The sequence below is a fragment of the Pseudoduganella sp. GW821-FHT05F09 genome, assembly GCF_059419605.1.
The window spans coordinates 1,065,817-1,090,366 of sequence record NZ_JBWKSD010000001.1; the positions used below are offsets into that span (position 1 = coordinate 1,065,817).

Annotated in this window: 18 protein-coding genes; 11 read left to right on the plus strand and 7 right to left on the minus strand. The window is 66.4% G+C overall.

Annotated features, from left to right (window positions below):
• Positions 1–13 precede the first annotated feature (13 nt).
• The 3 genes from AC07S4_RS04505 to AC07S4_RS04515 are packed head-to-tail and all read left to right on the plus strand — an operon-like array spanning position 14 to position 2,950.
• On the plus strand, positions 14–1,747 hold the full coding sequence (locus AC07S4_RS04505) for a rhamnogalacturonan acetylesterase (protein WP_494985451.1): 1,734 nt from the start codon (positions 14–16) through the stop codon (positions 1,745–1,747).
• A complete protein-coding gene (locus AC07S4_RS04510) occupies positions 1,744–2,475 on the plus strand; it encodes a DUF6250 domain-containing protein (RefSeq protein ID WP_494985452.1) in 732 nt (243 codons plus the stop codon). The genes AC07S4_RS04505 and AC07S4_RS04510 overlap by 4 nt, the downstream gene beginning before the upstream one ends.
• Positions 2,476–2,479: 4 nt before the next feature.
• Entirely contained in the window at positions 2,480–2,950 is a 471-nt protein-coding gene (locus AC07S4_RS04515; protein WP_494985453.1) for a nuclear transport factor 2 family protein, read from the plus strand.
• A 9-nt stretch (positions 2,951–2,959) separates the two neighbouring features.
• Here AC07S4_RS04515 and AC07S4_RS04520 read toward each other — a convergent pair whose 3' ends face one another.
• From AC07S4_RS04520 to AC07S4_RS04540, 5 genes are read right to left on the minus strand one after another with little or no spacing between them, the layout of a single operon-like run.
• Entirely contained in the window at positions 2,960–5,257 is a 2,298-nt protein-coding gene (locus tag AC07S4_RS04520; RefSeq protein ID WP_494985454.1) for a TonB-dependent receptor domain-containing protein, read from the minus strand.
• A gap of 1 nt (position 5,258) precedes the next feature.
• On the minus strand, positions 5,259–5,960 hold the full coding sequence (locus tag AC07S4_RS04525) for a GDSL-type esterase/lipase family protein (protein WP_494985455.1): 702 nt from the start codon (positions 5,958–5,960) through the stop codon (positions 5,259–5,261).
• Between the two features lie 21 nt (positions 5,961–5,981).
• Positions 5,982–8,186 (minus strand): GDSL-type esterase/lipase family protein, encoded by a 2,205-nt coding sequence (locus tag AC07S4_RS04530; protein ID WP_494985456.1) that lies wholly within the window; start codon positions 8,184–8,186, stop codon positions 5,982–5,984.
• 30 nt (positions 8,187–8,216) lie between these two features.
• Positions 8,217–10,076 carry a rhamnogalacturonan lyase gene (locus AC07S4_RS04535; RefSeq protein WP_494985457.1) on the minus strand — a complete coding sequence of 620 codons (1,860 nt, stop codon included), beginning with the start codon at positions 10,074–10,076 and terminating at the stop codon, positions 8,217–8,219.
• Between the two features lie 28 nt (positions 10,077–10,104).
• Positions 10,105–11,262 carry an alpha-hydroxy acid oxidase gene (locus AC07S4_RS04540; RefSeq protein ID WP_494985458.1) on the minus strand — a complete coding sequence of 386 codons (1,158 nt, stop codon included), beginning with the start codon at positions 11,260–11,262 and terminating at the stop codon, positions 10,105–10,107.
• 173 nt (positions 11,263–11,435) lie between these two features.
• Between AC07S4_RS04540 and AC07S4_RS04545 the strand changes: the two genes are divergently transcribed.
• The 4 genes from AC07S4_RS04545 (at position 11,436) to AC07S4_RS04560 (ending at position 16,061) form a co-directional block, all read left to right on the plus strand.
• Complete coding sequence (locus tag AC07S4_RS04545; RefSeq protein WP_494985459.1) at positions 11,436–12,995, plus strand: alpha-L-fucosidase; 1,560 nt, start codon at positions 11,436–11,438, stop codon at positions 12,993–12,995.
• A gap of 114 nt (positions 12,996–13,109) precedes the next feature.
• Positions 13,110–13,880, plus strand: a complete 771-nt coding sequence (gene fnr, locus AC07S4_RS04550) for a fumarate/nitrate reduction transcriptional regulator Fnr (RefSeq protein ID WP_494985460.1) — start codon at positions 13,110–13,112, stop codon at positions 13,878–13,880.
• Positions 13,881–13,948: 68 nt separating this feature from the next.
• The gene (locus AC07S4_RS04555; RefSeq protein WP_494985461.1) at positions 13,949–15,433 is read left to right on the plus strand and encodes a PAS domain-containing sensor histidine kinase; all 1,485 of its coding nucleotides are present in this window, start codon (positions 13,949–13,951) and stop codon (positions 15,431–15,433) included.
• The gene (locus tag AC07S4_RS04560) at positions 15,423–16,061 is read left to right on the plus strand and encodes a response regulator (protein ID WP_494985462.1); all 639 of its coding nucleotides are present in this window, start codon (positions 15,423–15,425) and stop codon (positions 16,059–16,061) included. The genes AC07S4_RS04555 and AC07S4_RS04560 overlap by 11 nt, the downstream gene beginning before the upstream one ends.
• Positions 16,062–16,065: 4 nt before the next feature.
• On the opposite strand, the gene AC07S4_RS04565 is transcribed toward AC07S4_RS04560, so the two are convergent.
• Positions 16,066–16,509: a universal stress protein gene (locus AC07S4_RS04565; protein ID WP_494985463.1), complete on the minus strand. Its 444-nt coding sequence runs from the start codon at positions 16,507–16,509 to the stop codon at positions 16,066–16,068.
• An 18-nt stretch (positions 16,510–16,527) separates the two neighbouring features.
• Positions 16,528–17,256 carry a helix-turn-helix domain-containing protein gene (locus AC07S4_RS04570; protein WP_494985464.1) on the minus strand — a complete coding sequence of 243 codons (729 nt, stop codon included), beginning with the start codon at positions 17,254–17,256 and terminating at the stop codon, positions 16,528–16,530.
• A gap of 194 nt (positions 17,257–17,450) precedes the next feature.
• Here AC07S4_RS04570 and AC07S4_RS04575 point away from each other — a divergent pair, with 194 nt between their 5' ends.
• From AC07S4_RS04575 to AC07S4_RS04590, 4 genes are all read left to right on the plus strand, one after another.
• Complete coding sequence (locus AC07S4_RS04575) at positions 17,451–19,481, plus strand: putative bifunctional diguanylate cyclase/phosphodiesterase (RefSeq protein ID WP_494985465.1); 2,031 nt, start codon at positions 17,451–17,453, stop codon at positions 19,479–19,481.
• A 71-nt stretch (positions 19,482–19,552) separates the two neighbouring features.
• Entirely contained in the window at positions 19,553–22,135 is a 2,583-nt protein-coding gene (locus tag AC07S4_RS04580; protein WP_494985466.1) for an EAL domain-containing protein, read from the plus strand.
• A gap of 101 nt (positions 22,136–22,236) precedes the next feature.
• Positions 22,237–22,779: a TRAP transporter small permease subunit gene (locus tag AC07S4_RS04585; protein WP_494985467.1), complete on the plus strand. Its 543-nt coding sequence runs from the start codon at positions 22,237–22,239 to the stop codon at positions 22,777–22,779.
• Positions 22,776–24,548, plus strand: coding sequence for a TRAP transporter large permease (locus tag AC07S4_RS04590; RefSeq protein WP_494985468.1), 1,773 nt, complete (start codon positions 22,776–22,778; stop codon positions 24,546–24,548). The genes AC07S4_RS04585 and AC07S4_RS04590 overlap by 4 nt, the downstream gene beginning before the upstream one ends.
• Positions 24,549–24,550 lie beyond the last annotated feature (2 nt).

Consider the following 24,550-nt stretch of genomic DNA (forward strand, 5'->3'; position numbering starts at 1 on the left):
TAAAATCTTGGCCATGAAACCATTCCTGAAGGCGCTGGGGCGCGCCGCTTCCATCCTCGCCTGCTGCGCCGCAGCATCGGCTTTTGCCCAGAATACTCCGGCCGCATCGGCTCCATTGCCGGCCGCCGTCAACACCGATCCAGCGCAGGCACGCCCGCAGCTGCCCGAACCGGCCAATCCGGCCTTGCCGTCGCTGATCCTGATTGGCGACTCGACGGTGCGCAACGGCCGCGACGACGGGCAGGGCAAAGGCGCCGAAGGCCAGTGGGGCTGGGGCAATCCCATCGCCGCCTACTTCGACGCGAACAAGATCAACGTCGTCAACCGCGCCATCGGCGGCTTGAGCAGCCGCACCTACATCAGCGGCGGCCATTGGGAACGCACGCTGCCATTCGTGAAGGCGGGCGACGTGGTGGTGATGCAGTTCGGGCACAACGACTCCAGCGCCGTCAACGACAACAGCCGCGCGCGGGGCACCATCAAGGGCGTGGGCGAGGAAAGCCAGGAGATAGACAACCTGCTCACCGGGAAGCACGAAACGGTGCACAGCTACGGCTGGTATCTGCGCCAGTACATCGCGGCTATCCGCGCAAAAGGCGCAACGCCCATCATCTGCTCGCCCATTCCCCGCAAGATGTGGGACGCGGACGGCAAGGTCGGACGCGGCAAGGGCGACTACGCCGGCTGGGCCGCCGAGGTGGCGCGCCAGGAGCGCGTGGGCTTTATCGACCTGAACGAACTGGCGGCCCGCAAATACGACGAGTTGGGCCGCGACGCGGTGATGAAGCTGTTCCCGCTGGTGACGCCGGACGAGCGCGTGCACACCAACCTGGCCGGCGCTGAGTTGAATGCGCGCCTGGTGGTGTCCGGCCTGAAAGCGCTGCGCCTGCCGGTGCTGCAGTCCGCGCTGGCCGCAAAGGCCGCCGACATTGCGCCCGCGGAGGATGAGCGTCCGGTTGTGGACGGCGCCAAAGTGCGCGGCGACGTGCCGCGCGATCCCTCGCTGCCCAACGTCTTTATCGTCGGCGACTCCACCGTGCGCAGCGGCGGAACCAACGGCGCTTTCGGCTGGGGCGAGCGCATTGCGCCGTACTTCGACACCAGCAAGGTCAATGTGGTGAACCACGCCATCGGCGGCCGCAGCAGCCGCACCTTCCTCACCGAAGGCCGCTGGGACAAAGTGCTGGGCCAGATGAAGGCAGGCGACGTGGTGCTGATCCAGTTCGGCCACAACGATGGCGGCCGCATCGGCGATCCGGCCATGAAGGGCAGGGCGTCCGGCAAAGGCACCGGTCCCGAAACCGTGGAAGACACGAAACCGGACGGAACGAAGGAGCAGGTGCACACCTTCGGCTGGTACATGGCCAAATACGTGGCCGACGCAAAGGCGAAAGGCGCTTCCGTTGTGCTGCTGTCGCCAGTGCCGCACAAGGACGGCTGGGAGCAGGGCCGCGACTTCGCCACCTTCGCGCAGTGGGACGCCGAAGTGGCGGCGGCAGGCGGCGCGCAGTTTGCGGACCTGACGATGGTGGTCAGCGATGGCTACCGCCAGATTGGCGCCGCCGAAGTGGCCAGCCATTTCTCGGACGCCCGCACCCATACCAACGACGCCGGCGCGCAGTTCAACGCCCGCAGCGTGATCGCTGCGCTGAACGGCCTGTCCCGCAATCCTGCCGCGCCTTTCCTGTCGCCGCAGGGCAAGGCCGTGGAGGGCCAGTCCGGTTCTCCGGCGAAGGGCAAGCAATGATGCGCAGCGTTGCCCGGGCCACGGCGCCTGTACTGGTGTTGGCCGCACTGTCCGTCTGGTGCGCCGCCTGGACGACGGCGGCGCATGCGCAGGAATGCAGCAGCTGGGGCAGGCCAGGCGCGCTGCTCCACGAGGACGGCTTCGAGAAGGACATGTCGCAGTGGGTGGCCGAGTACCGCGCCGCGCCGGGCTCCAGCATCACCGCGGCCGGCGGCAAGCTGACCATGGACCTTGCGGGTGACGCCACGGTCTGGTTCAAATCCAGGCTGTCGGGCGACGTCCAGATCAGTTACCGCCGCAAGATGCTGATGGCCGGCGGCGTCAACGACCGCCTGTCGGACCTGAACCAATTCTGGATGGCCAGCGACCCGCGCAACGCCGACCTGTTCACGCGCGACGGCACCTTTGCGCAATACGACGCGCTAAGCCTGTACTACATGGGCATGGGCGGCAATACCAACACCACCACGCGCTTCCGCAAATACGACGGCAAGGGCCAGCGCGTGCTGCTGGGCGACCTGGCGGACAGCGAGCACCTGCTGCTGCCCAACCGCGAATACCAGATCGACATCGCCGTGTACCAGGGCTGCACGCGCATCCTGGTGGACGGCGAACCGTACTTCACCTACCGCGACCCCGAGCCGCTGCGCAGCGGGTATTTCGGCTTCCGCACCACGCACTCCCGGCAGGAAATCAGCGATTTCAAGGTCTACCAGCTGATAAAATAGCGTCATGAAACCGACCCTGATGCTGCTGCTCTCCGCCGCCTTGCCGCTTGCCGCGCAAGGCGCTTCCTGCCTGCCCGCTGCGGACCTGATCGCGCGCGACGCACAATACGAGGAGGCCACGCGCGTCAACGACGCGGCCTTCCTGGAAAACTATCTGGCGGATGATTTTGTCTGGGTCCACAACCTGGTCTCGTCCATCGACGACAAGGCGGCCGTGGTGGCGCGCGCGAAGAAGGCGGCCACCGTGCCCAAGTCCCGCACCACCAGCGGCGTGCAGGCGCAGTCGCTGGGCGACACCGTGGTGCTGCGCGGCCAGAGCACGGTGGAAGCGTGGAATGCGGACGGCAAGACCTGGCGCAGCAACCGCTACCAGTTCATGCGCACCTATGTGAACACGCCGGCAGGCTGCAAGCTCCTGGCCGTGCAGACCATGAAAGTGTGGTCCAGCGAAGCGGAAAAAGCCTCCGCCAAATAAAACGCAAGGTCAACGCCCGCCGCCGCCACCGCCGCCGGAGCCCCGCTGGCCCTGTCCCTGGCCGCTGCCCTGCCGCATGACCGAACCCGGCCCCGGCGTAAATCCTCCCAGGCGATAGGACAAGCCCACATACACTATCCGTCCGTCGGAGCGGCGTATGCTGTTTTCCTTCAGCGACGCCGTATCGGTAATGGTCTCGATGCGGTTCGCGTCGAAGGCGTCCGTCACGTTCAGCACCAGGGACAGTTTCGGCGTGAACGCATGGCGCATGCTGAAATTGACCGTGGTATTCGGCTGGCGCATGCCCTGGCCTATCAGCTGGCGGCCCATCGTTTGCACGGCGGCCTGCAGATCGTCTTCCGGCGTGGCCTTGTAGTTCAGCCGCAAGCGCCCGCTCAGCGACGATGCGGTGCGCGTCGACGTGAAGCCGTATATATCCACCAGGTCCTGCTCCGTATGCCCCAGGTTGCCGCTCGCATTGACGGACAGGGCGGGCGTGAGCTTGCCGTGCACCGTGAATTCCAGCCCGCTCGCATTGCTGCGGCCACCGTTCGCGGGAGTGGTCAGCAGCACCGTGTCGCTGATGAAGTAGCGCCGTATCAGGATGGAATCGCTGTCCCTGCGGTGGTAGGCGCGCAGATTCGTTTCCATGCCGGCGATGCGGGTCTCGTAGCCGATCTCGAACGAGTCGGTCTTGGTCGGGCTCAGATGGGGATTGCCGGCCGAAACGTTGTACTCGTCCCGGTAGATCACAAAGGGATTGAGCTCGTTCGCGTTCGGCCTGCGCAGCCGGTGCGCGTAGCTGAAGCGCAGATTGGTTTCGTCGGACCATTTATAGGTCGCGTAGGCGCTGGGGATGTAGCTGGTGTAGCTGTTGGCGGCGCTGACATGGCTGGTCAACTGCTCGACGTCCAGGTCGGTATGCTCTATGCGCAGCCCGCCCAGCACACCCCATTTGTCGTTGAGGCGCGTCTGGTAGGAGCCGTACACCGCCAAGTTCTTCTCATCGAGGTGGAAGCGGTTCGAGCGCTGCAGGTTGACGTAAGGCTGCTGCGAAACCGGATCGACGCTGGTGTACAGCGTGTCGAAGTCGCTGCGGTTGTCCGCCACCTTGTAGCCCAGCTTGATCATGGCGCGGTCCACCGGCAGCTCGTAGTCGCCGGTGAAGTCGACGATGCGGTTGCCGGTCACGTTGTCCTGATAACTCTTCTGGTCCAGCGCGCCGGCCGGCGCGATGGCGTAGGCGTTCTGGTAGGCGTTGTTGAAGGTGTTGTCGGCCGACGTGACGCGCAGGTCGACCTTCATGCTTTCGCCGTCTATGCTGCCCTTGTGCTCCCAGCGCGCGCCCCAGCCATAGTTGCGGGCTTCGCCGCCGCGATGCGTGCTGCGCGTGTAGTCGCTGTCCACGGCGCCCGCCGCGGCGTAGCGCTGGTAGCGGTCATGCGAACTCTGATCGTTGTCCCTGATCTGGAAGGACATGCTGGCGGCCAGCGTGTCCTTGGCGCCGATGTTGTAGGTGACGCCGCCGTTGCCGCCCACGTTGTCGCTCAGGCCGGACATGCTGCCGAACTGGGTGCTGTGCACCATGCCGCCGGAAAGGCTGTCGATACGGTCGCGCACCGTCTCGTTGGTCGAAGCGCGGCCGTCGTGGCGCACATTGAGGCCGCCCTGGAAGCCGAACACACCCGAGTTGTAAGTACCCGAGAACGCGGAGTTGTAGCGCCCCGCAGTGCCGCCGTTGGCGTTGATCACGCCAAAGCCGCCGGGCCGGCGCGTGCGCCGCATCACCAGGTTGATGATAGGGCCGCCGCCCGCTTCGTTGCCGAATTGCGCGCCGGGATTGTTGATGACTTCAACCGATTCGATATCCTCGGCGGGAATCGCATTCAGGGAAGCGCCCCGGTTATCGCCCTGCATCATGGCGGAAGGCTTGCCGTCGATGAGGATCTGCACATTCGAGCTGCCGCGCAGCGTGACCGAACCGTCCGGGTCCACCGCCACGGACGGCACGCTGTTCAGGGCGTCCGCCGCCGAGCCGTTGCTGCTGCCCACATCGGACTTCACGTCATACACCTGCCGGTCTATGCGGTTGGTGGGCCGCTCGGCCGCCACCACCACGCTGGGAACATCGGCTTCCTCAGGGGGCGCAGCGGGAGCAGGGGTGGCAGGCGGTTCCGGCGGCTTCACCGGCGGGACATCCTTCTTGATGGTCACCACCGGCTTCTCCGCCGTCTGCGCCAGCGCCGGCCCGAACGCCACCGCCAGGCACGCGGCGATGACCGTCGGGCGGGATACAAAATTCTTCATACTATTTCTGCACCACGGCCAGCAAGGCTTCCAGCTCATCCGCCCACATGGTGTAGCCGGCGGTCGTGAGGTGCAGCTTGTCGCCGCTCAGCCCCTTCCAGTTATCGCCTTCGGGCGTAAAGCGCGCGGCCAGGTTCAGATACCAGATGGTCTTGTTGTCCGCCAGCGGCGCAACCAGTTTGTTCACCTCGGCCATGCGCTGCTCGGCGCGGGAGTTCGGCAGTATGCTGACCACCACCACTTTCACGCCGGCGAACTTCTTCTGCGTGGCCGCGATCACTGCCTTGATGCCGGCGGCGGTGTCTTCCGCCTCGTTGTTCACGTTATTGGTGCCGATCATGATGACCGCCACCTTGGGCTTCAGGAAGGACAGGTCGAAGTTATCGAGCCGCCACAGCACATGCTGCGTGCGGTCCGCACCCAGGCCGAAGTCAAAGGCGCGGTGCTCAAAGCGGCGGTTCCACACCGAAGCGCCCGAGCCCCAGCGGAACTGCTCGGTGATCGAGTCGCCGATGAAGATGATGTCGGCCTCGCGGCCCTTGCGCAGCGCCAGGTAGTCTGCGAAATAGGTCTGGTAAGGCACGCGCGCCAGGTAGTTCTGATCGCTGGCGGTCGTGGTGGCCGGGTCCAGCGCGGCGGCGGTCTGTGGCAAGCCCAGATTCAGGCTGGCGGCGGTGGCGAGGGCGAGCAGCAGTCGTTTCATTCAAGTCTCCGTTGTGGTTTGTCAGTTTTGCGCGCGCAGCTGCTCGATCAGCGCAGCGGGTACAGCGATTGCGGTGCCATGGCGCATGCGCACCGGCGTGCCTTCGTCGGGGAAGCTCATTTTGGCCGTCACGTCTTCCCAGTTCACCAGGTCGCGCGAGCGCATGGCGCCGTAGTGCTTGGTGCGGTAAGCGTCATAATAGACGATCACGTCCTCGCCGGCCTGGATGGCAGTCGGCCCCTCGACCCACATGCCTTGCGGCGTGATGGGCGCACTGAGCTTGCCGAACGGACCGTTCAGCGATGGCGCGTCCGCCACCTGCAGGTATTTGCGCGGCGGGTTCACGGTTTCGTCCTTTACCAGCAAGTGGTTCTTGCCATTGGCGCGCACGAAGGTGGCGTCGATCACGCTGAAGCCGGGGTCGTAAAACAGCTTGGTCGGCGTGAAGGTCTGGAAGTCCCTGGTGCTGGTCGAGTACAGGCGGTGGTTGTATTTCTCCTCGGAGGAGCCGGCTGTTTCAGCGAACTTGCCCGGCACGGTGGAAGCCCAGAAGATCAGGAACTCGCCGCGCTGGTCGTCGTAGACGATTTCCGGCGCCCACGCATTGAGCACGCCTTTTTCGTGCGCCATCACCGGCAGTTCCTTCTGCTCGGACCAGTGGATCAGGTCCTTCGACGAAGCGTAGCCGATATTGTTCTCTTTCCAGCCCGAGGTCCAGACCATGTGGTAGGTGCCGTCCGGGCCGCGCACGATGCAGGGGTCGCGCATCAATTTCGAGATGCCGACCTTGGGCGCGAGGTAGCTGCGGCCGCCGCCCAGCTTCTCCCAGCGGTAGCCGTCCGCGCTGGCGGCCAGGTGCAGGCCATCCTCGCCGTTCCTGGTGAAGTAGGTGAACAGATAGGCGGTTGAGCCGGCGCGCGCCTGCGGGCCTGCGTTGGCTTCATCGCCCAGCGGACGCTCGTTGCTGAACGTGGGGCTGCGCGGCACGGCGAAGCTGGCAACGGGGTCCGGCTTGGCCGGGTTGAAGCTGCCGTAGCCGTCCGCAATGAAGGACGCGGCGGGCACGCCGGCCTGGCGCATGCCGGTCAGCACGGCTTGCGCCAGTTCGTAGGCGCCGTAGTTGTTGTGGTGGGTGTTGTCGATGCGGCCCGGCTGCGGTTCGGCGAAGGCGGCCTTGGAGGCCTCCGTGCCCAGCGCTTCGTAGAACGGCTTGCTCATCGCGTTCAGGTCGATGAAGGCCACGCCCAGTTCCTCGGCCGACTGGCGCGCCGCTGTGGCGTAGTCGATCAGCGAGGGAATGACTTTGCCGTTCGCGTCGAAGGCGCGGCGCTCCATGGACGAGATGATGACGGGCACGCCGCCACGGGCGCGCACGCCGTCCACGTGCTGCTTGATCTCGGCCTTGTAGGTGGTGAAGGGGCCGCCTTTGCCGTCCTTGATCTGCTTCTGGTCGTTGTGCCCGAACTGCATCATGACCGTGTCGCCGGGGCGCATGGCGCTCAGCACCTTGTCCAGGCGGCGGCGGGCCAGCGAATCGCGGTAGGTCTCGCCCGATTCGCCGTGGTTGGCGACGGCCACGCCGGGTTTCAGGAAGCGCGGTAGCATCTGGCCCCAGCTGGCGTAAGGCTCGCCGGGCTGGTCGCACACGGTGGAGTCGCCCAGCAGGAAGATGGTGGGCGTTTGCGCGGGCGTGATCTCGATGGAGCGCACGGCGGGCTGGCTGCCGTTGAATTCCAGCGTCAGGCGGCGGTCCCAGTTCCAGGCTTCCTGGACGGTCTCGCGCGGCACTTTGAGATTGACCACGCCCGCCGCCAGGCCGTTCACCGCCGGAATTTTCGGCGTGCGGACGTTGACGGTGAAGCTGCGCGTCTCGGTCTTGCCCGGCGCGGTGCGCACGTTCTCCAACATCAGGCGGCGCAGCTCGGACTTGACGGTGGTGGTGGACGCTTCCGGCGTGCCGCCCAGCGTGACGGTGACATTGTAATTGCCTTCGGGGAGATCGACCGAGAAGAAGGAGGGCTTGCCTGCCGCAGCGCCCGGTTCGAAGCCGTAGCCCTTACTGGCGCTGTATTCGGCGCTCACTGGGACGGCGGTGTAGCCGGCGGCCGGCTGTGCGCTGAAATCGAAGCGGCGGGCTTCGCCGTTCTGTGCGGCGGCGGAAAAACTGGCGGCCAGCAGCAGGGCCAGCGTGGTGGCGCGGCGCGCCGCGAGCAGGGGAGTCTTCATGGTCTCTGTTTCTGTTGTGTTGTATGCCGACTATTCTTGTGCGCTGAAACGGAATGCGCCGGGCGGCGGCGCCATGCCTTCGCCGAGGTAGAACGACGGGTGCGGCGGCTGGTTGTAGCCTGCGTTTTGTCCCGCTACCTGTGCGCGGTATTGCGCGTCCTGCATCAGCGCCGGAATGCGGTGGGTGGTGGGCGCGGTGGTGCTGAACACCAGCAGGGAGTTGTTGTCGGCGCTGCGCCAGACCACTTCCTCGCGCCAGTCGCCAAGCAGGTCCGCCGACAGCACAGGCGTGGACTTGGTGCCGTTGTTGGAGGCGGCGCCGAAGTCCGCACCATTCAGCAGCGGCTGCATGTCCTTGGTGGCGGGATTCCATTTTTCTATCCGCGTGCCGTCCAGCGACTCGCGCAGCAGGTCGCCGTCCCACCACGAAGCGAAGTTGATGCGGCGCGGATGTTCGGGGGAGATCTGCACGCCGCTGGCGCTCATCAAGCCGCCGACCGAAGCCCAGCATTCTTCGCCCAGGTGGGCCGGGTCGATGTCCATGCATACGCCGCGCCCCACGTCCGCGCCTTTGCCGTCCACGCTCCACAGGATCTTGCCGGTGGCCGCGTCATGCATTTCTATGCCGTGCTTGCCGTAGCAGCTCGGCGTTTCGTGCACCATGAAGATCTGCTGGCCCTCGCGGCGCGGATCGAGCTTGCCCACGTGGAGGGCGTCGCCGTGGCACAGGCCTGTGCTGTACAGCATTTTGCCGTTGCTGCCTATGGTGGCCGCGCCGTAGATGATGTCGTCCTTGCCGTCGTTGTCCACGTCGGCCACGGACAGCCAGTGCGCGCCCTGGTGGTTCACTTCGCCGCCCGCCACGTCGCTGTCGAACACCCAGCGGCTGCTCAGTTTCCCGCCGCGCCAGTCCCAGGCGGCGATCACGGCGCGCGTGTAGTAGCCGCGCGAGAAGATGGCGCTGGGCCTGGCGCCGTCCAGATAGGCCACGCCGCCGAGGAAGCGGTCCACCCGGTTGCCGTAGGCGTCGCCCCAGGCGGCCACGTCGCCGCGGCCGGGCAGGTAGGGCGCGCTGGCCATGGCGGCGCCGGTTTCGCCGTTGAAGACGGTGATGAATTCAGGGCCGGACAGGATGTAGCCCTTGGGATTGCGGTAGTCCGCGTTCGCATCGCCGATCACCGTGCCTTTGCCGTCCACGGTGCCGTCGGCGGTTTTCACCATCAACTCGGCCTTGCCGTCGCCGTCGAAGTCGTAGACCAGGAAGGTGGTGTAGTGCGCGCCGGCGCGGATATTGCGGCCCAGGTCCACACGCCACAGGCGCGTGCCGTCCATCTTGTAGGCGTCGATATAGGTGTTGCCGGTGTAGCCCGCATGCGAATTGTCATGCGCATTGGTCGGTTGCCACTTCACTATGAGCTCGTAGCTGCCGTCGCCGTCCAGGTCTGCGGCCGAGCCGTCGTTGATTTCGTAGGTGTAGCTCTGGCCGTCGGGCGTTACGCCGCCGGCCGGTTTCTGCACCGGGATGGTCTTGTATTGCTGCGGCCAGGTGGCGCCGGCGCTGGCCAGGGGCTGCTCGCGGCCGTGGATCATGACGGGCCGCACCGAGTAGACGGCAGCGGCGGTGCCGGCCGGGTCCACGTAGTTGCTGCCTTTCAGCGGCTCCGGCTTCAGGCGCTTGCCGTCGCGGTAAAGATCGAAGGACGTCCCGCCAGGGTCCGTCGCCAGCGCCCGCCAGCTGACGAAGACGCCGCCATTCGCAGCGATGGCGAGCACGCCACGGTCCAGGTTTTCAAGCTGCTTGCCTGCGATTTGAGCCGGGGCGGCCGCAGCGCCGGCGCTCAGCGCCAGTGCCAGGGACGCTGCAATGCCAGCGGTGCGGTAGGTGTGCATGGAGGTCCTGTTGGTCTTTACCAGTGATTTACCAGTGCTTGGGCAGCACGATGTGCGAACGGTTGGCGTCGCGGATGTCGCGGATGCCGGACAGCGCCATCGACACGTCCAGTTCCTTGCGCATGATCTCCAGCGCCAGGCTCACGCCCGGCTTGCCCATGGCGCCCAGGCCGTAGATGTAGCTGCGGCCCGCCATCACGCCGCGCGCGCCCATGGCGCAGGCTTTCAGGATGTCCTGGCCCGAGCGGATGCCACCGTCCATCCACACTTCCATGTTCGGATTCTCCGCCTGCACCGCCTCCAGCACGCCGGGCAGGGCGCGGATGGAGCTCATGGCGCCGTCCAGCTGGCGGCCGCCGTGGTTGCTGACCACCAGCGCATCGGCGCCGGTGCGGGCCGCCATCTTGGCGTCTTCCGGATCCAGGATGCCCTTCAAAATCAGCTTGCCGCCCCATTGCTTGCGTATCCACTCCACGTCGTCCCAGTTCAGCGTGGGGTCGAACTGCTGGCCCACCCAGGCCATCAGCGTGGACAGGCCTTGCGCGCCCTTGACGTGGCCGTCCAGGTTGCCGAAGGTCTTGCGCTTGCCCAGCAGGACGCTGGCGCACCACGACGGCTTGCTCAGCATGTCCGCGATATTGGACAGGGTGGGGCGCGGCGGCACGGTAAGCCCGTTGCGCAGGTCCGCGTGGCGCTGGCCCAAGATCTGCAGGTCCAGCGTGAGCACCAGCGCCGAGCATTTGGCCGCCTTGGCGCGCGCGATCAGGTCGGCGGCGAAGGCGCGGTCGCGCATCACGTAAAGCTGGAACCAGAACGGCTTGGTGGTGGCCGCCGCCACGTCCTCGATGGAGCAGATGCTCATGGTGGTGAGCGTGAAGGGCACGCCGAATTCCTCGGCCGCCTGGGCCGCCAGGATCTCGCCGTCGCCGTAGTTCAGGCCCGTCAGGCCCACCGGCGCGAGCGCCACCGGCATGGACGCGTCCTGCCCGGCCAGCGTGGTGGCCGTGTTGCGCTGGTCCACATTCACGGCCACGCGCTGGCGCAGATGGATGGCTTCCAGGTCGCTTTTGTTGGCGCGCATGGTGCCCTGGGTGTAGGAGCCGGAATCGACGTAGCCAAAAATAGCTTTCGCGACGCGCCGCTTGGCCTGCAGGCGCAGGTCTTCAATCTCGGTGATGACTGCCATGGGGATATTGTTATAGGTCTGATTAGGATGGCTTCCGAGTATCGATAGTCGTCACGCCAGTGTCAACGGCTGGCGCAATCTAATCATGTTTATGAGTGATACAAAGCGAAACGTGCGCGAAACGTGCCCGCGCGATACGCTAGCCGTCATTTTTATAATTACGGGGGCCAATCATGCTGCGCGCGCCATTGCTGTCCGGTTTAACTCTTGCCGTCCTCGCGTCCATCCTGACCGGTGCGGATGCCGGCCCCTTGCCCAAGCCGGACCGGGGCGGCGTGCCGGAGTCCAAGCTGTATGACTACGGCGTGATGGGACCGCCCGCCACCCCGGCCACCGTGGCGGCTGCGGACGCCGCCGTCGCTACGCCGCTGCCGCCCGGCCCCTACGCCGCGGACTGGGAGTCTATCCGCAAGAACTACCGCACCCCGGCCTGGTTCGAGGACGCCAAGTTCGGCATCTTCATGCACTGGGGCGTGTACGCGGTGCCGGCCTACCACAACGAATGGTATGAAAAGCATATGTACGGCGCCGACCTGGCCTGGCACACCGCCAACTTCGGCCCGCCGGAACGCTTCGGCTACAAGGACTTCATCCCCAAGTTCAAGCAGGAGAAGTTCGACGCGGCGCAGTGGGCCACGCTGTTCCGCCGGGCCGGCGCCCGTTTTGTCATGCCGTCCGCCCAGCACCACGACAATTTCGCACTGTGGGACAGCCGGGTCACGCCGTTCAACGCCAAGCGCATGGGACCGAAGCGCGACCTGATCGGCGAACTGGCGGCCGCCGTGCGCAAGGAGGGCATGAAGTTCGGCGTATCCAACCACGGGGTGGAGAATTTCACCTTCATCAATCCCCCGCCAGCGCTGGAAGCCCGCCTGAAAGCGGCCAAGGCCGACCTGTACGACCCGGAGTGGGCCGCGTTCTACAACGTGGCCGACCGCAGCCAGCCCGCCATGGAGCGCTTCCTCACCGACTGGGTGAACCGCAACCTGGAGCTGATCGACCAGTACCAGCCCGACATCCTGTGGTTCGACAACGGCGTCAATCTGCGCGTGCTGGACCCGCTCAAGCTGCGCTTGGCGGCCTATTACTACAACCGCGCCCAGGCCTGGAACAAGGAAGTCTCGATCAGCACCAAGTTCGTTGCCTACGCGCCCAGCAATGACGACGCCAGGCAGGTCGGCTCCATCATCGACTTTGAAAAAATAGGCGTGCGTTCGCCGGCCGACATCCGCCCCGGCCCGTGGATGGTGGACGACACCATAGGCAGCACCTGGGGCTACACCAACGGCATGAAGGTGGCCGGCGGCGCCGCCATTATCGGCCGCCTGGTGGACACGGCGAGCAAGGGCGGCTTCTACCTGCTCAACCTCTCGCCCAAGGCGGACGGCACCATCCCCGAGGAGCAGCAGCGCACCTTGCTGGACGTGGGCGCCTGGCTGGACACCAATGGCGAGGCCATCTACGGCACCCGGCCCTGGAAGCAGTTCGGCGAGGAATCGTGGCGCTTCACGGCCAAGGGGGCGGCGGTCTACGCCATCGGCGCGCCGCGCGACGGCTCGGTGGTGCTGCGCGTGCTCGGCCCGGGCGCGGGCAAGGTGAAGGGCGTGGAACAGCTGGGCCGCGACGGCGCGCTGCCGTTCCGCCAGACCCAGGAAGGCCTGACCGTGGAGGGCATTTCCAGCGCTCCCGGCGCCTTGGCCGGGGCACCGTCGGCCCTGAAAATCACCTTCTGAGCCGGATTGTAGGGGATCCCCTACAGCAACTGGCCGGAATACCCGATACCGCCCAGGCCCGGTGCACGCGATACTGTCCGCATCGACAGCGCAGCCCATGCACCGGAGCCGACCATGACCACCGCCACCATCCACATCGCATCCTCCAACCCAGCGCGGCCGCAGCCCCAGCCGCGCTGCGGCCTGTGCAGCTTCAACCGCCTGTGCCTGCCGCAGGGCCTGGACGAGGAATCGATGCACCGCCTGGAGCAGATCATCTCGCGCCGCCGCAAGGTGCAGCGCGACGAGCAGCTGTTCAGCATGGGGCAGGGTTTCGGCAGCCTGTACGCGGTGCGCCTGGGGCATTTCAAGACCGCGCAGGTGAACCAGCGCGGCGAACAGCAGATTACCGGTTTCCACATGGCCGGCGACCTGCTCGGCATGGAAGCGATAGGCACCGGCCAGCACAGCTGCAGCGCGGTGGCGCTGGAAGACAGCGAAGTGTGCGAAATCCCCTTCAACCGCCTGCAGGAACTGGTGGCGCAAGTACCCGAGCTGATGCACCAGTTCCACCGCGTCATGGCGCGCGAGATCCAGCGCGAGCAGGCTGTTGCCCTATTTTTGGGCAATATGCGCGCCGAACAGCGCCTGGCCTTGATGCTGACTTCGCTGGGCGCCCGCTACGCGGCGCGCGGCTTCTCTCCTGCAAGCTTCCAGCTGCGCATGTCGCGCGAGGACATCGGCGGCTACCTGGGCCTGACCATCGAGAGCATCAGCCGCCTGCTGGCGCGTTTCCGCAAGGCTGGCTGGATCAGCCTGAACAACCGCGACCTGCGCATACTCGACCTGGCCGGCCTGCAGGACCTGGCCTCCGGCCGTCTGGCGCCGGAGCAGCAGGCCGCCTGACTGCGGGCGGCCGCGCCGCACGGGCGCCGAGGCTTTACCGGGGCGTGCATCCCTCGTATGATTGCGGCATGCAAAATCCCCCCATCGCCGACCAAAGCCTGGCCTGGCTACTGGCTGCCGCCACCGACCCCGTCCTCATCGTCGACCGCGGCGGCGCCATTGCGCTCGCCAATCCGGCCCTGGAAGCGCTGTTCGGCTACACGCAGGAGCAGTTGCAGGGCCTGCCGGTGGAGACGCTGATACCCGAACGCTTCCGGCACGGCCACCAGGCGCTGCGCGAAGGCTACAGCGCCGAGCCGCGCCCGCGCGCCATGGGCGCCGGCGCGCAGTTGTCCGGCCGCCACCGGGAGGGACGCGAATTCCCGGTCGAAGTCAGCCTGTCGCCGCTGCGCAGCCCGGACGGCCAGACCATGGTGATGGCCACCATCCACGACATCAGCGCCCGCAAGGCCGCCGAGCAGGCGCTCCAGGAGAGCGAAGCGCGCATGCGCGCCGTGTTCGAGACGGCGGTGGACGCCATCATCACCATCGACGAAAACGGCATGCTGGAGCGCCTTAACCCCGCCGCCGAGCGCATGTTCGGCTACCGGGAGGCGGAAGTGGCGGGCCGCAATATCAATATGCTGATGCCGGAGCCGCACCGCAGCGCGCACGACGGCTACCTGTCCCACTACCGCGCCACCGGCGAAAAACGCATAATCGGCAAGGGCCGCGAAGTGCAGGGCCTGCGGCGCGACGGCAGCGTCTTCCCCATGGACCTGTCGGTGGCCGAGATGACGCTGGGCGGCAAGCGCATGTACACCGGCCTGGTACGCGACATTACCGAGCGCAAGCTGGCCGAGCAGAAGTCCCAGCAGCTGCTGCAGGCACTGCGCCAGTCGCAGGACGAGCTGCGCCGCCTGGGCGCGCACCAGGAACGCATCAAGGAAGAAGAACGCAAGCGCATTGCGCAGGAAATCCACGACGAACTGGGCGGGCTGCTGACCGGCATCCGCGCCTACGTCCTGGTGGCGCAGGAGCGGGCGGTGGCGGCGGGCAGCACGCCCGAGCCGCTGCTGGCGGATACGGCGGACCTGGTGCAGAGCGCCATCGAAACCGTGCGCCGCGTGATTACCGACCTGCGCCCCAGCGTGCTGGACCAGCTGGGCGTGTGGGCCGCGCTGGAATGGTATGCGGACCAGGTGGCGCTGCGGGCAGGCCTGCGTTGCGTGTGCCGTATCGATGCGCAGGCCGCTGCGCTGGAACTGGACGCGGACCGCAGCACCATGCTGTTCCGCATCGTGCAGGAGGCGCTGACCAATGTGGTGCGCCACGCGCAGGCCACGCAGGCGACGATAGCAGTGAGCTGCGAAGCGGACACGCTGCGGCTGACGGTAAGCGACAATGGCAAGGGCATCGCGGCCGACGGGCTGCTGAGCCGGGAGTCCTGGGGCATATTGGGCATGCACGAACGCAGCCGCAGTTTCGGCGGCCAGCTGGCCATCATGGGCGGCCCGGACGGCACCGTGCTGACGCTGCGCCTGCCGCTGGAGGAGAGTAAAAATGGCGCATGACGAGATCACCGTCCTGCTGGTGGACGACCATGCGATCGCGCGCAACGGCGTGCGGCTGATGCTGGGCACGGCCAGCGGCATCGCCGTGACGGGCGAGGCGGGCAACGCGCAGGAGGCCATGCAGCGCGTGGCCGAGCAGCAGTTCGACGTGGCGCTGGTGGATATCACCATGCCGGGCAAGAACGGCCTGGAACTGCTGAAGATGCTGCGCGCCGAATGCCCGCGCATGGCGGTGCTGATACTAAGCACCTATTCGGAGGAAATCTACGCGGTGCGCGCGCTGAAGCTGGGCGCGGCCGGCTATCTGACCAAGGACGCGCCCACCGCCACGCTGGTGGAGGCGGTGCGCAAGGCGGCGGCGGGCGGCAAGCACGTGAGCCCGGCGCTGGTGGAAAAGCTGGCCACGCTGGTGGGCGGCGGCGGGGCGGGCGACCACGAAGCGCTGTCGGACCGCGAGCTGGAAGTGTTCAAGCTGATCGCCGCCGGCGAGGCGCTGGTGCGCATCGGCGAACTGCTGCACCTGAGCCCGAACACCGTGACCACCTACCGCACCCGCATCCTGGACAAGATGGGCATGGCCAGCAACGCCGAGCTGACCCGCTACGCGCTGGAACACGGCATGATCTGAGCGCTCACTCGGCGCGGAACACCAGCACCGGCACCGGGCTGTGCACCAGCACCTTTTGCGTCTGGCTGCCCAGCAGCACGCCTTTCAGGCCGAGCTGGCCGTGGCAGGCCATGGCGATCAGGTCGCAGCCGCGCGCGTGCGCCGTTTCCAGTATCTTGCGGTGCGGACGGTCGCCGCGCGCTAGCACCGTGTAGCAGGGCACCTGCCTGGCGTGCGCCGCCTCGCTCACGGCGGCCAGCAGGGCCTGGCCCTGGGCCGTGCTGTCGCTTGGAGCTTTCTCTTGCGGCGGATGCGCTGCGGCTGGCCGGTGGCTGAACGCGTGGTCGTCCGGCAGCACGTGCACCGCCGTGATGCTGGCGCCGTAGCCGGCCGCCATGTCCAGCGCCGAACGTAGCGACACCTGCGACGCGGGCGAGCCGTCTACCGGCACGAGGATGTGCTTGAACATGAAATCTCCTTGTATGGTTCAGACGGCGCCGTAGGCTGGTGCGGCGGCCACGGCGCGCAGGCCGGCCGTGTCGCGCAGCTCGATGGCGCGGTTGCTCACGGCCAGCAGGCCGTTTTGCTTGAACATGGACAGCAGCCGGCTCACGCTTTCCACCGTCAGCGCCAGATAGGCGGCCAGGTCCTCGCGCGACATGCACAGCTGGAAGGAGGTGGCGGACCCGCCGCGCTCGCCGTAGCGGCCGCCCAGGTCCAGCAGCAGCCGCGCCAGCCGCTGCGGGGCGCGCGCATTCCCCAGGAACAGCATTTGCTCCTGGCGCTGCGCCAGGCTGGCGCTCAGCAGATGGGACAACCGCCGCGCCAGCACGGGCTGCTGCGCCATCAGCGTTTCCAGGCCGGGGTAGGGGATGGCGCAGATTACGCTGTCCGACAGGGCGACGGCGTCGCTGCCGTAGCGGCCGGGGCCAATGGCGTCCAGGCCCAGCAGGTCGCCCGGCATGGCGAAGCCCAGCACCTGCACGCCGCCGTCCGGCGCGGCGCGCTGCAGCTTGAACTGGCCGCTCAGCACCGCGTGCAGCTGGCCGAACGGTGCGCCGCCGGTTTCCACGCGCTCGTGGCGCGCCACCGCCCGCCGCTGCGATACCGCGCGCTCAAATTCATCCAGCGCACCGCCGGCCAGGCCGGAGGGCAGGCACAGGGCGCGCCAGTGGCAATTGGCGCAAGTGGCTGGAGGGAGTGACGAGTGATTCATTATGGCAAGAAACCTTTCATACTTGAAGCCTCAGCATAGCAAGCGCTCCACGCAATTCCTTTGATCCATATCAAAAATCCCATAGTCCCTGGCCGTGCCCGCGCCGCCGCCAGCCCGCCAAATTTGATCCAGATCAATAAATCTGTTGCCCATAATCAGTATCCTTGCGGGAATGTTTTGGTACTGGAGTCCACATGAATGAGATAGATCCCGGTTACAGCCTGGCGGCCCGCGCTTTGCTGGATGCCTTGCCCGACGAGATCGCCGTGCTCGGCCCGGATGGGAGCACCCTGGCGGTGAACCGGGCCTGGCACGCGCACGCCGGCAGGCACGCGGCAAGCCAGAGCATGATGGCGCACGAGGGCATAGCTTCGGTGCTGGCGGGCGACACCGCCTGCTTCGAAACGGAATACCGCCTGCAGACCGAGGAGGGCGAGCGCTGGTTCCGGATCTGCGCCACACCGCTGGAAGCGGAATGGCGCGGCGCCGTGGTGGCGCACACGGATATCACTGCGCGCCGCCAGTCGGAGGCGGAGCTGCGCATCGCCGCCATCGCCTTTGATTCTCCGGAAGGCATGATGGTGACGGACGCCGCCGGCGTCATCCTGCAGGTGAACCAGTCGTTTACCCGCATCACCGGCTACACCAGCGCGGAAGTGGTGGGACGCAAGCCCTGCGTGCTCAGTTCCGGCCGCCACGACGCCGAGTTTTACCGCGCCATGTGGTCCGCCATCGGCGTGCACGGGCGCTGGCAGGGCGAGATCTGGAACCGCCGCAAGAACGGCGAAGTCTATCCGGAGCTGCTGAACATCGCCGCCGTGCGCGACGCCGGCGGCGCCGTCACGCACTACGTCGCCTCGCTGAGCGACATCACGCTGAGCAAGGCGGCCAGCGACGAGATCAAGAACCTGGCCTTCTACGACCCGCTCACGCATTTGCCGAACCGGCGCATGCTGGAGGAGCGGCTGGCGCAGGCGCTGCCGGCGGCCTACACCGGCGGCCATTGCGGCGCGCTGATGCTGATCGACCTGGACAACTTTAAAACCATCAACGAAACCCTGGGCCACAGCAAAGGCGACTTGCTGCTGCAGCAGGCCGCCGCGCGCCTGCACGCCTGCCTGCGCCAGGGCGACACCGTGGCGCGCCTGGGCGGCGACGAGTTCGTGGTGCTGATCGAGGGCCTGAGCACGCAGCCGCGCGAGGCCGCCGCCCGCAGCGAGGCGCTGGCCGCCAAGCTCGCCGCCGCGCTGAACCTGCCTTACACGCTGGGTGCGCACCAATGCCACAGCACGCCCAGCATAGGCATTACGCTGTTCCACGCGGGCCTGCGCCAGAAGCCGGAGGAGGTGCTGATGCAGGCCGACATCGCCATGTACCAGGCCAAGGAAGCCGGCCGCAACGGCATGCGCTTTTTCGACCAGAGCATGCAGGACAGCATCAGCGAGCGCGCGCGACTGGAGCAGGAGCTGCGCCACGCCATCGATACCCAGCAGTTCGAGCTGTACTACCAGGTGCAGGTGGACCACTTGAAGCACCCGCTCGGCGCCGAAGCGCTGATACGCTGGATACAGCCGGACGGCGGCGCCGTGTCGCCGGCCCGCTTCATTCCGCTGGCGGAGGAGAGCGGCCAGATCCTGGCGCTGGGGCAGTGGGTGCTGGAAAGCGCCTGCGCCCAGCTGCGCGCATGGCAGAGCGTGCCCGCCATGAGCCAGCTGGCCGTGGCGGTGAATGTCAGCGCGCGCCAGTTCCACCAGCCGGACTTCTGCGGGCAGGTGCATTCGGCGCTGCGGCGCTATGGGGTCGATCCGGGACTGCTGAAGCTGGAGCTGACCGAGGGCGTGCTGCTGGAGAACATGGAAGACACCATCGCCAGCATGCAGCAGCTGCGCGGCATGGGCGTGCGCTTCGCACTGGACGACTTCGGCACCGGCTATTCTTCGCTGCAATACCTGAAGCGTTTGCCGCTGGACCAGCTCAAGATAGACCAGTCCTTCGTGCGCGACCTGGCCAGCGACGGCAACGACCAGGCCATCGTGCGCACCATAATCGCCATGGCGCGCAGCCTGAATCTGGACGTGATCGCCGAAGGCGTGGAGACGGACGCGCAATGCGCCTTGCTTGGCCAGCTGGGCTGCCAGTCCTACCAGGGCTACCTGTTCGGCAAGCCCATGCCGGCGCCGGCGCTGGAGTCCTTGCTTGCGGGTGCCTATTCGGATGCAATTTGATTCATGTCAAGGTTTCGCTTATATATATTGCATTACAGTAACGAATATATAACAAACCTTAACGGTGAACAATGAACCGCACGACGTCCGAATACCTTGCCGCGCTGATCGAAGACATGATGCCGGCGCCGGACGCGGTACGCCAGCGCCTGGCCTTCCTGGAATTCGGCCCGGAGGACGCACTCTTGCTGCGCCAGGTCCACGACAGCTTGCAGCAGCACGCCGGGCCGGTGGTCGACGGCTTCTACCAGCACCTGCGCTCGGTGCCCGAGCTGGCCTGCATGCTGGCGGACGAGACCCGCTTCGAGCGGCTGCGGCATGCCCAGGCGGACTATTTCAGCAGCCTGACAGGCGGCGCGGTCGACGCCGGCTATGTGCGCGACCGCGTGGCGGTGGGCCTGGTGCACCGCCACATCGGACTCGAGCCGCAGTGGTATATCGGCGCCTACCGCAAATACCTGGACTCCATCGGCGGCGTGCTGCGCGAGGTGCTGGCCGGCCAGCCCGAACTGGCCTGGCAGACTTATGAAGCGCTGCTGAAAGTGGTGTGCTTTGATCTCGGCCTGGCGCTGGACACCTATATCCGCTCCGGCGAGCAGGAGCTGCGCCGGCTCAAGAGCTATTCCGAGCAGGTGATCGACAGCATGCCGTCCGGCGTGATGACGGTGTGCGCCAACGGCACGGTGCGCACCGTGAACCGCGCCTGGCGGGCCTTGCTGTCGCTCGACAGCGGGAGCAAGGCCGGCCAACCCTATGCCGCCTACGCGCCGCAACTGCAACTGCAGAACTGCATCGCCGCCGGGCTGATCAATACCGACTACCAGCACGAGCTGGTGATCACGGCCGGGCCGGACGACCAGCCGCTGCGCCACCTGCGCTGCAAGCTCAGCCGCGTGCCGCTGGACGGCGAGCGCATGCTGCTGCTGGTGCTGGAGGACGTGACCGCCTCGCTGCAGGCGCGCGCCCAGCTGCGCGCCAGCGAGGCGCGCTTCCGTTCCGCCTTCGGCCAGGCGGCCGTGGGCCTGGCCCAGCTCTCGCCGGACGGACGCTGGCTGCGCGCCAACTTCAAGCTGCAGTCGCTGCTCGGCTACACCGAGGCCGAGCTGGCCGGCATGACGCTGTGCGGCGTGCTGCCGCCGGAGGAGCACGCGGCCGAACGGCACGCGCTGCAAAGCGTGCTGGCCGGCGAGAGCGACAGCCACTGCCGCGAGCTGCGCTATTGTCACAAGGCCGGCCATCTGGTCTGGGTGCAGGCCACGTACTCGCGCATGTACACCGAGCAGGACGGCGTCACGCTGATCGGCGTCATCGAGGACGTGGCGCAGCGCAAGCGCTACGAGCAGGAGCTGACCCAGCTGGCCAACCAGGACGGCTTGACCGGCCTGGCCAACCGCGCGCTGCTGCTGGACCGGCTGACGCAGGCCGTGTCCTACGCGCGCCGCGCCAGCCGCTGGGTGGCGGTGCTGTTCCTCGACCTGGACCGCTTCAAGAACATCAACGACAGCCTAGGCCATGACGCGGGCGACCAGGTGCTGGTGGAGGTGGCGGCGCGGCTGCAGTCCTGCGTGCGCAGCGGCGACACCGTGGCCCGCCTCGGCGGCGACGAGTTCGTGGTGCTGCTGGCCGACGTGGCGCGCGGCGAGGAGGTGGCCGCGGTGGCGCAGAAGCTGGCCGACGCGCTGGCCCAGCCCATGTTCGTGTTCGGCCACGAGATCACGCCGGTGGCCAGCTTCGGCATCAGCCTCTATCCCAAGGACGGCGGCGACAGCCAGGCCCTGCTCAAGAACGCCGACGCCGCCATGTACAGCGCCAAGAAGCTGGGCGGGGCGCAGTTCCAGTTCTACGCGCTGGACATGAATCTGCGCACGCTGGACCGGCTCAAGCTGGAAGCGGCCCTGCGCCACGCGGTCGAGCGCGACGAGTTCGAGCTGCACTACCAGCCCCAGCTGGACATGGCCAGCGGCGCCGTCGACGGCGTGGAGGCGCTGGTGCGCTGGCGCCGGCCGGGCCACGGCCTGGTGCCGCCGGCCGAGTTCATCCCGGTGGCCGAAGAGACCGGCCTCATCATTCCCTTGGGCGAATGGGTGCTGCGCGCGGCCTGCGCGCAGCAGGCGGCATGGCGCGACGCCGGCCTGGGCGATTTGCGCATGGCGGTCAACCTGTCGGCGCGCCAGTTCAAGCAGCAGGACCTGGCCCAAAGCGTGGTGCGGGCGCTGCACGACAGCGGCTGCGCGGCGGCGCGGCTGGAGCTGGAGATCACGGAAAGCGTGCTGATGGAACACCCGGACGCCGCCACCCTGGTCATGGAGCAGCTCAGCGAGATGGGCGTGAAGCTGTCCATCGACGACTTCGGCAGCGGCTATTCCAGCCTGGCCTACCTGAAGCGCTTCCCCATCCACTCGCTGAAGATAGACCGCTCGTTCGTGCACGACATCACCTGCGACGCCGACGACGCGGCCATCGCCAGCGCCATCATCGCGCTGGCGCACAGCATGAAGCTGAGCGTGATTGCCGAAGGCGTGGAAACGGCGCAACAGCTGGCCTTCCTGCGCCGCGAGGGCTGCGATCACGTGCAAGGCTACTATTTCAGCCGTCCGCTGCCCGCGGCCGAGCTGGCCCTGCTGCTGGACCGGCCTGCGAGCCAGTTACTATAGGGGCCGGATTCATGTAATATCCTTGCAACAATCCTTTTATTTCCACAACGACCGGCTGGGGTGGCAAACCTGCTCCAAAACGGCATAGGAGACACTAGTACATGCAAGGATTACTCCGCCTCTCGCACTGGCTCGACAAGATCGGCTACCGCTGCGGGCAACTGGCCAATCTGATGATATTGGCCTCATGCGTCATCAGCGCCAGCAACGCCATGATCCGCTACGGTTTTGACTGGAGCAACAACTGGCTGCTGGAGCTGCAATGGTATCTGTTCGGCGCCGCCGTCATGCTGGGCGCCAGCTACACCTTCCAGCGCAACGAGCACGTGCGTGTGGACCTGGTCTACGGCCACGTGTCCGAACGCACGCAACTGTGGATAGACGTGTTCGGCATTATCTTCTTCCTGCTGCCGGCCTGTTTGCTGTTCGCCTGGCTGTCCTGGTATTCGCTGTTCCTTCCCTCGTGGGACGTGCTGGAGCAGTCCAGCAACTCCGGCGGCTTGCCGCGCTACCCCATCAAGTTCATCGTTCCCCTCGGCTTTGCGCTGCTCACATTGCAAGGCATTTCTGAACTGATCAAACGCATTGCCGCACTGGCCGGCAAAGTCCAGCTCGACAGCAAGTACGAAAGGCCAGTGCAATGATTCCGCTCGAAATAATGCCGCCGCTGATGTTCGGCGGCCTGGTTGTATTTATGCTGGTCGGCTTCCCGGTGGCGTTCTCGCTGCTGGCCGTGGGCCTGTTCTTCGGCCTGATCGCCATGTCCGAAGGCTTCTTCGGCGTGGCCTTCATGCAGGCGGTGCCGCAGCGCATATTCGGCAGCGTGCTGGCTAATGACCTGCTGCTGGCCATACCGTTCTTCACTTTCATGGGGGCGGTGCTGGAGAAATGCCGCCTGGCCGAGGACATGCTGGACTCCATGGGCCAGCTGTTCGGCAAGATGCGCGGCGGCTTGGGCTACTCGGTCATCATCGTGGGCTTCATCCTGGGCGCCATCACGGGTACGGTGGCGGCGCAGGTGATCGCCATGGCCATGATCTCGCTGCCGGTGATGATGCGCTACGGCTACCACATGCGCTACGCCACCGGCGTGCTGGCCGCGTCCGGCACCATTACGCAGCTGGTGCCGCCGTCGCTGGTGCTCGTGGTGCTGGCCGACCAGCTGAAAACCCAGACCGCCAGCGCCGACGTGGGCAGCATGTATCTGGGCGCCTGGGGTCCGTCGCTGGTGCAGATCGGCCTGTTCGCGCTGTACACCTTCGTGCTGTCGCGCGTGCGCCCCGAGTGGCTGCCGGCCGCCCCGCGCGACGAGAAGACGCTGGAAGGCTGGGCCTTGTGGCGGCAATGCCTGCGCGGCATCATCCCGGCCGCCGTGCTGATCTTCATGGTGCTGGGCACGATGATGCTGGGCATCGCCACGCCGACCGAGTCCGGCGCCATGGGCGCGCTGGGCGCGGTCATCTTGGCAGTCGTGCGCCATCCTGAATTCAGGATGCGAGACAAGATCTGGTTCCGCGTCGGCATGGCGGCTATGGTATTAGCCGCGCTGATCGGCGTGTTTTACTACGAAAAATTGACCGGCTTGGCGCAACCAGCCAAGCCATTCGTACAGGCGTCGCTGGCCTTGCTCTATATCGCCGTGATCTACTTAATAGTGCGGGCTAGCGGGATCAAACCGTTGCGCGAGCTCATTGAGCTGAGCTACCAGTCCACCATGCGCCTGACGGCCATGGTGGTGTTCATCCTGATCGGCTCCACCTGCTTCTCGGTGGTGTTCCAGGGCGTGGATGGCGGCCGCTGGGTTGAGCACCTGTTCACCGGCATCCCGGGAGGCTGGATAGGCTTCCTGCTGGTGGTCAACCTGTTCGTGTTCTTCCTGGCCTTCTTCCTCGACTTCTTCGAGATCGCCTTTATCGTGGTGCCCATGCTGGCGCCGGTGGCGCAGAAAGTGCTGGCGCCCGAGCTGGAACCCATGATGGGCAGCCCCGAGGCCGCCGCATCCGCCGCGCTGGTGTGGTTCGGCGTGATGCTGTGCGTGAACATGCAGACCTCGTTTATGCATCCGCCTTTCGGTTTTGCGCTATTCTATCTGCGCGGCGTGGCGCCCAAGGAAGTCAAGAGTTCCGATATTTACTGGGGCGCTTTGCCGTGGGTGGGCCTGCAGATGATCATGGTGCTGCTGGTGGCGATTTTCCCGCAAACGGTGACCTACTTCCTCGACAAGGGCACGCCGGGCACCACCGGTTCGGGCGATCTGATTATCGAACGTCCCGCCGGCGACACGGGGCAGGGCGCAGAGCCAGACTTCCAGGTGCCGCAGTTTGACGACAGCACCCCGGCCGAACCGGCCAAGCCGGACGCCAAGCCGGCCACCAAACCAGACGCGCCGCCGCCGGCCCCCGACAAGAAATAGGG

Bases quoted from the DNA above. Each gene is read 5' to 3' on its own strand.
- AC07S4_RS04505 (WP_494985451.1), top strand. From the start codon at position 14: ATGAAACCATTCCTGAAGGCGCTGGGGCGCGCCGCTTCCATCCTCGCC.
- AC07S4_RS04510 (WP_494985452.1), top strand. From the start codon at position 1,744: ATGATGCGCAGCGTTGCCCGGGCCACGGCGCCTGTACTGGTGTTGGCC.
- AC07S4_RS04515 (WP_494985453.1), top strand. From the start codon at position 2,480: ATGAAACCGACCCTGATGCTGCTGCTCTCCGCCGCCTTGCCGCTTGCC.
- AC07S4_RS04520 (WP_494985454.1), bottom strand. From the start codon at position 5,257: ATGAAGAATTTTGTATCCCGCCCGACGGTCATCGCCGCGTGCCTGGCG.
- AC07S4_RS04525 (WP_494985455.1), bottom strand. From the start codon at position 5,960: ATGAAACGACTGCTGCTCGCCCTCGCCACCGCCGCCAGCCTGAATCTG.
- AC07S4_RS04530 (WP_494985456.1), bottom strand. From the start codon at position 8,186: ATGAAGACTCCCCTGCTCGCGGCGCGCCGCGCCACCACGCTGGCCCTG.
- AC07S4_RS04535 (WP_494985457.1), bottom strand. From the start codon at position 10,076: ATGCACACCTACCGCACCGCTGGCATTGCAGCGTCCCTGGCACTGGCG.
- AC07S4_RS04540 (WP_494985458.1), bottom strand. From the start codon at position 11,262: ATGGCAGTCATCACCGAGATTGAAGACCTGCGCCTGCAGGCCAAGCGG.
- AC07S4_RS04545 (WP_494985459.1), top strand. From the start codon at position 11,436: ATGCTGCGCGCGCCATTGCTGTCCGGTTTAACTCTTGCCGTCCTCGCG.
- fnr (WP_494985460.1), top strand. From the start codon at position 13,110: ATGACCACCGCCACCATCCACATCGCATCCTCCAACCCAGCGCGGCCG.
- AC07S4_RS04555 (WP_494985461.1), top strand. From the start codon at position 13,949: ATGCAAAATCCCCCCATCGCCGACCAAAGCCTGGCCTGGCTACTGGCT.
- AC07S4_RS04560 (WP_494985462.1), top strand. From the start codon at position 15,423: ATGGCGCATGACGAGATCACCGTCCTGCTGGTGGACGACCATGCGATC.
- AC07S4_RS04565 (WP_494985463.1), bottom strand. From the start codon at position 16,509: ATGTTCAAGCACATCCTCGTGCCGGTAGACGGCTCGCCCGCGTCGCAG.
- AC07S4_RS04570 (WP_494985464.1), bottom strand. From the start codon at position 17,256: ATGAATCACTCGTCACTCCCTCCAGCCACTTGCGCCAATTGCCACTGG.
- AC07S4_RS04575 (WP_494985465.1), top strand. From the start codon at position 17,451: ATGAATGAGATAGATCCCGGTTACAGCCTGGCGGCCCGCGCTTTGCTG.
- AC07S4_RS04580 (WP_494985466.1), top strand. From the start codon at position 19,553: ATGAACCGCACGACGTCCGAATACCTTGCCGCGCTGATCGAAGACATG.
- AC07S4_RS04585 (WP_494985467.1), top strand. From the start codon at position 22,237: ATGCAAGGATTACTCCGCCTCTCGCACTGGCTCGACAAGATCGGCTAC.
- AC07S4_RS04590 (WP_494985468.1), top strand. From the start codon at position 22,776: ATGATTCCGCTCGAAATAATGCCGCCGCTGATGTTCGGCGGCCTGGTT.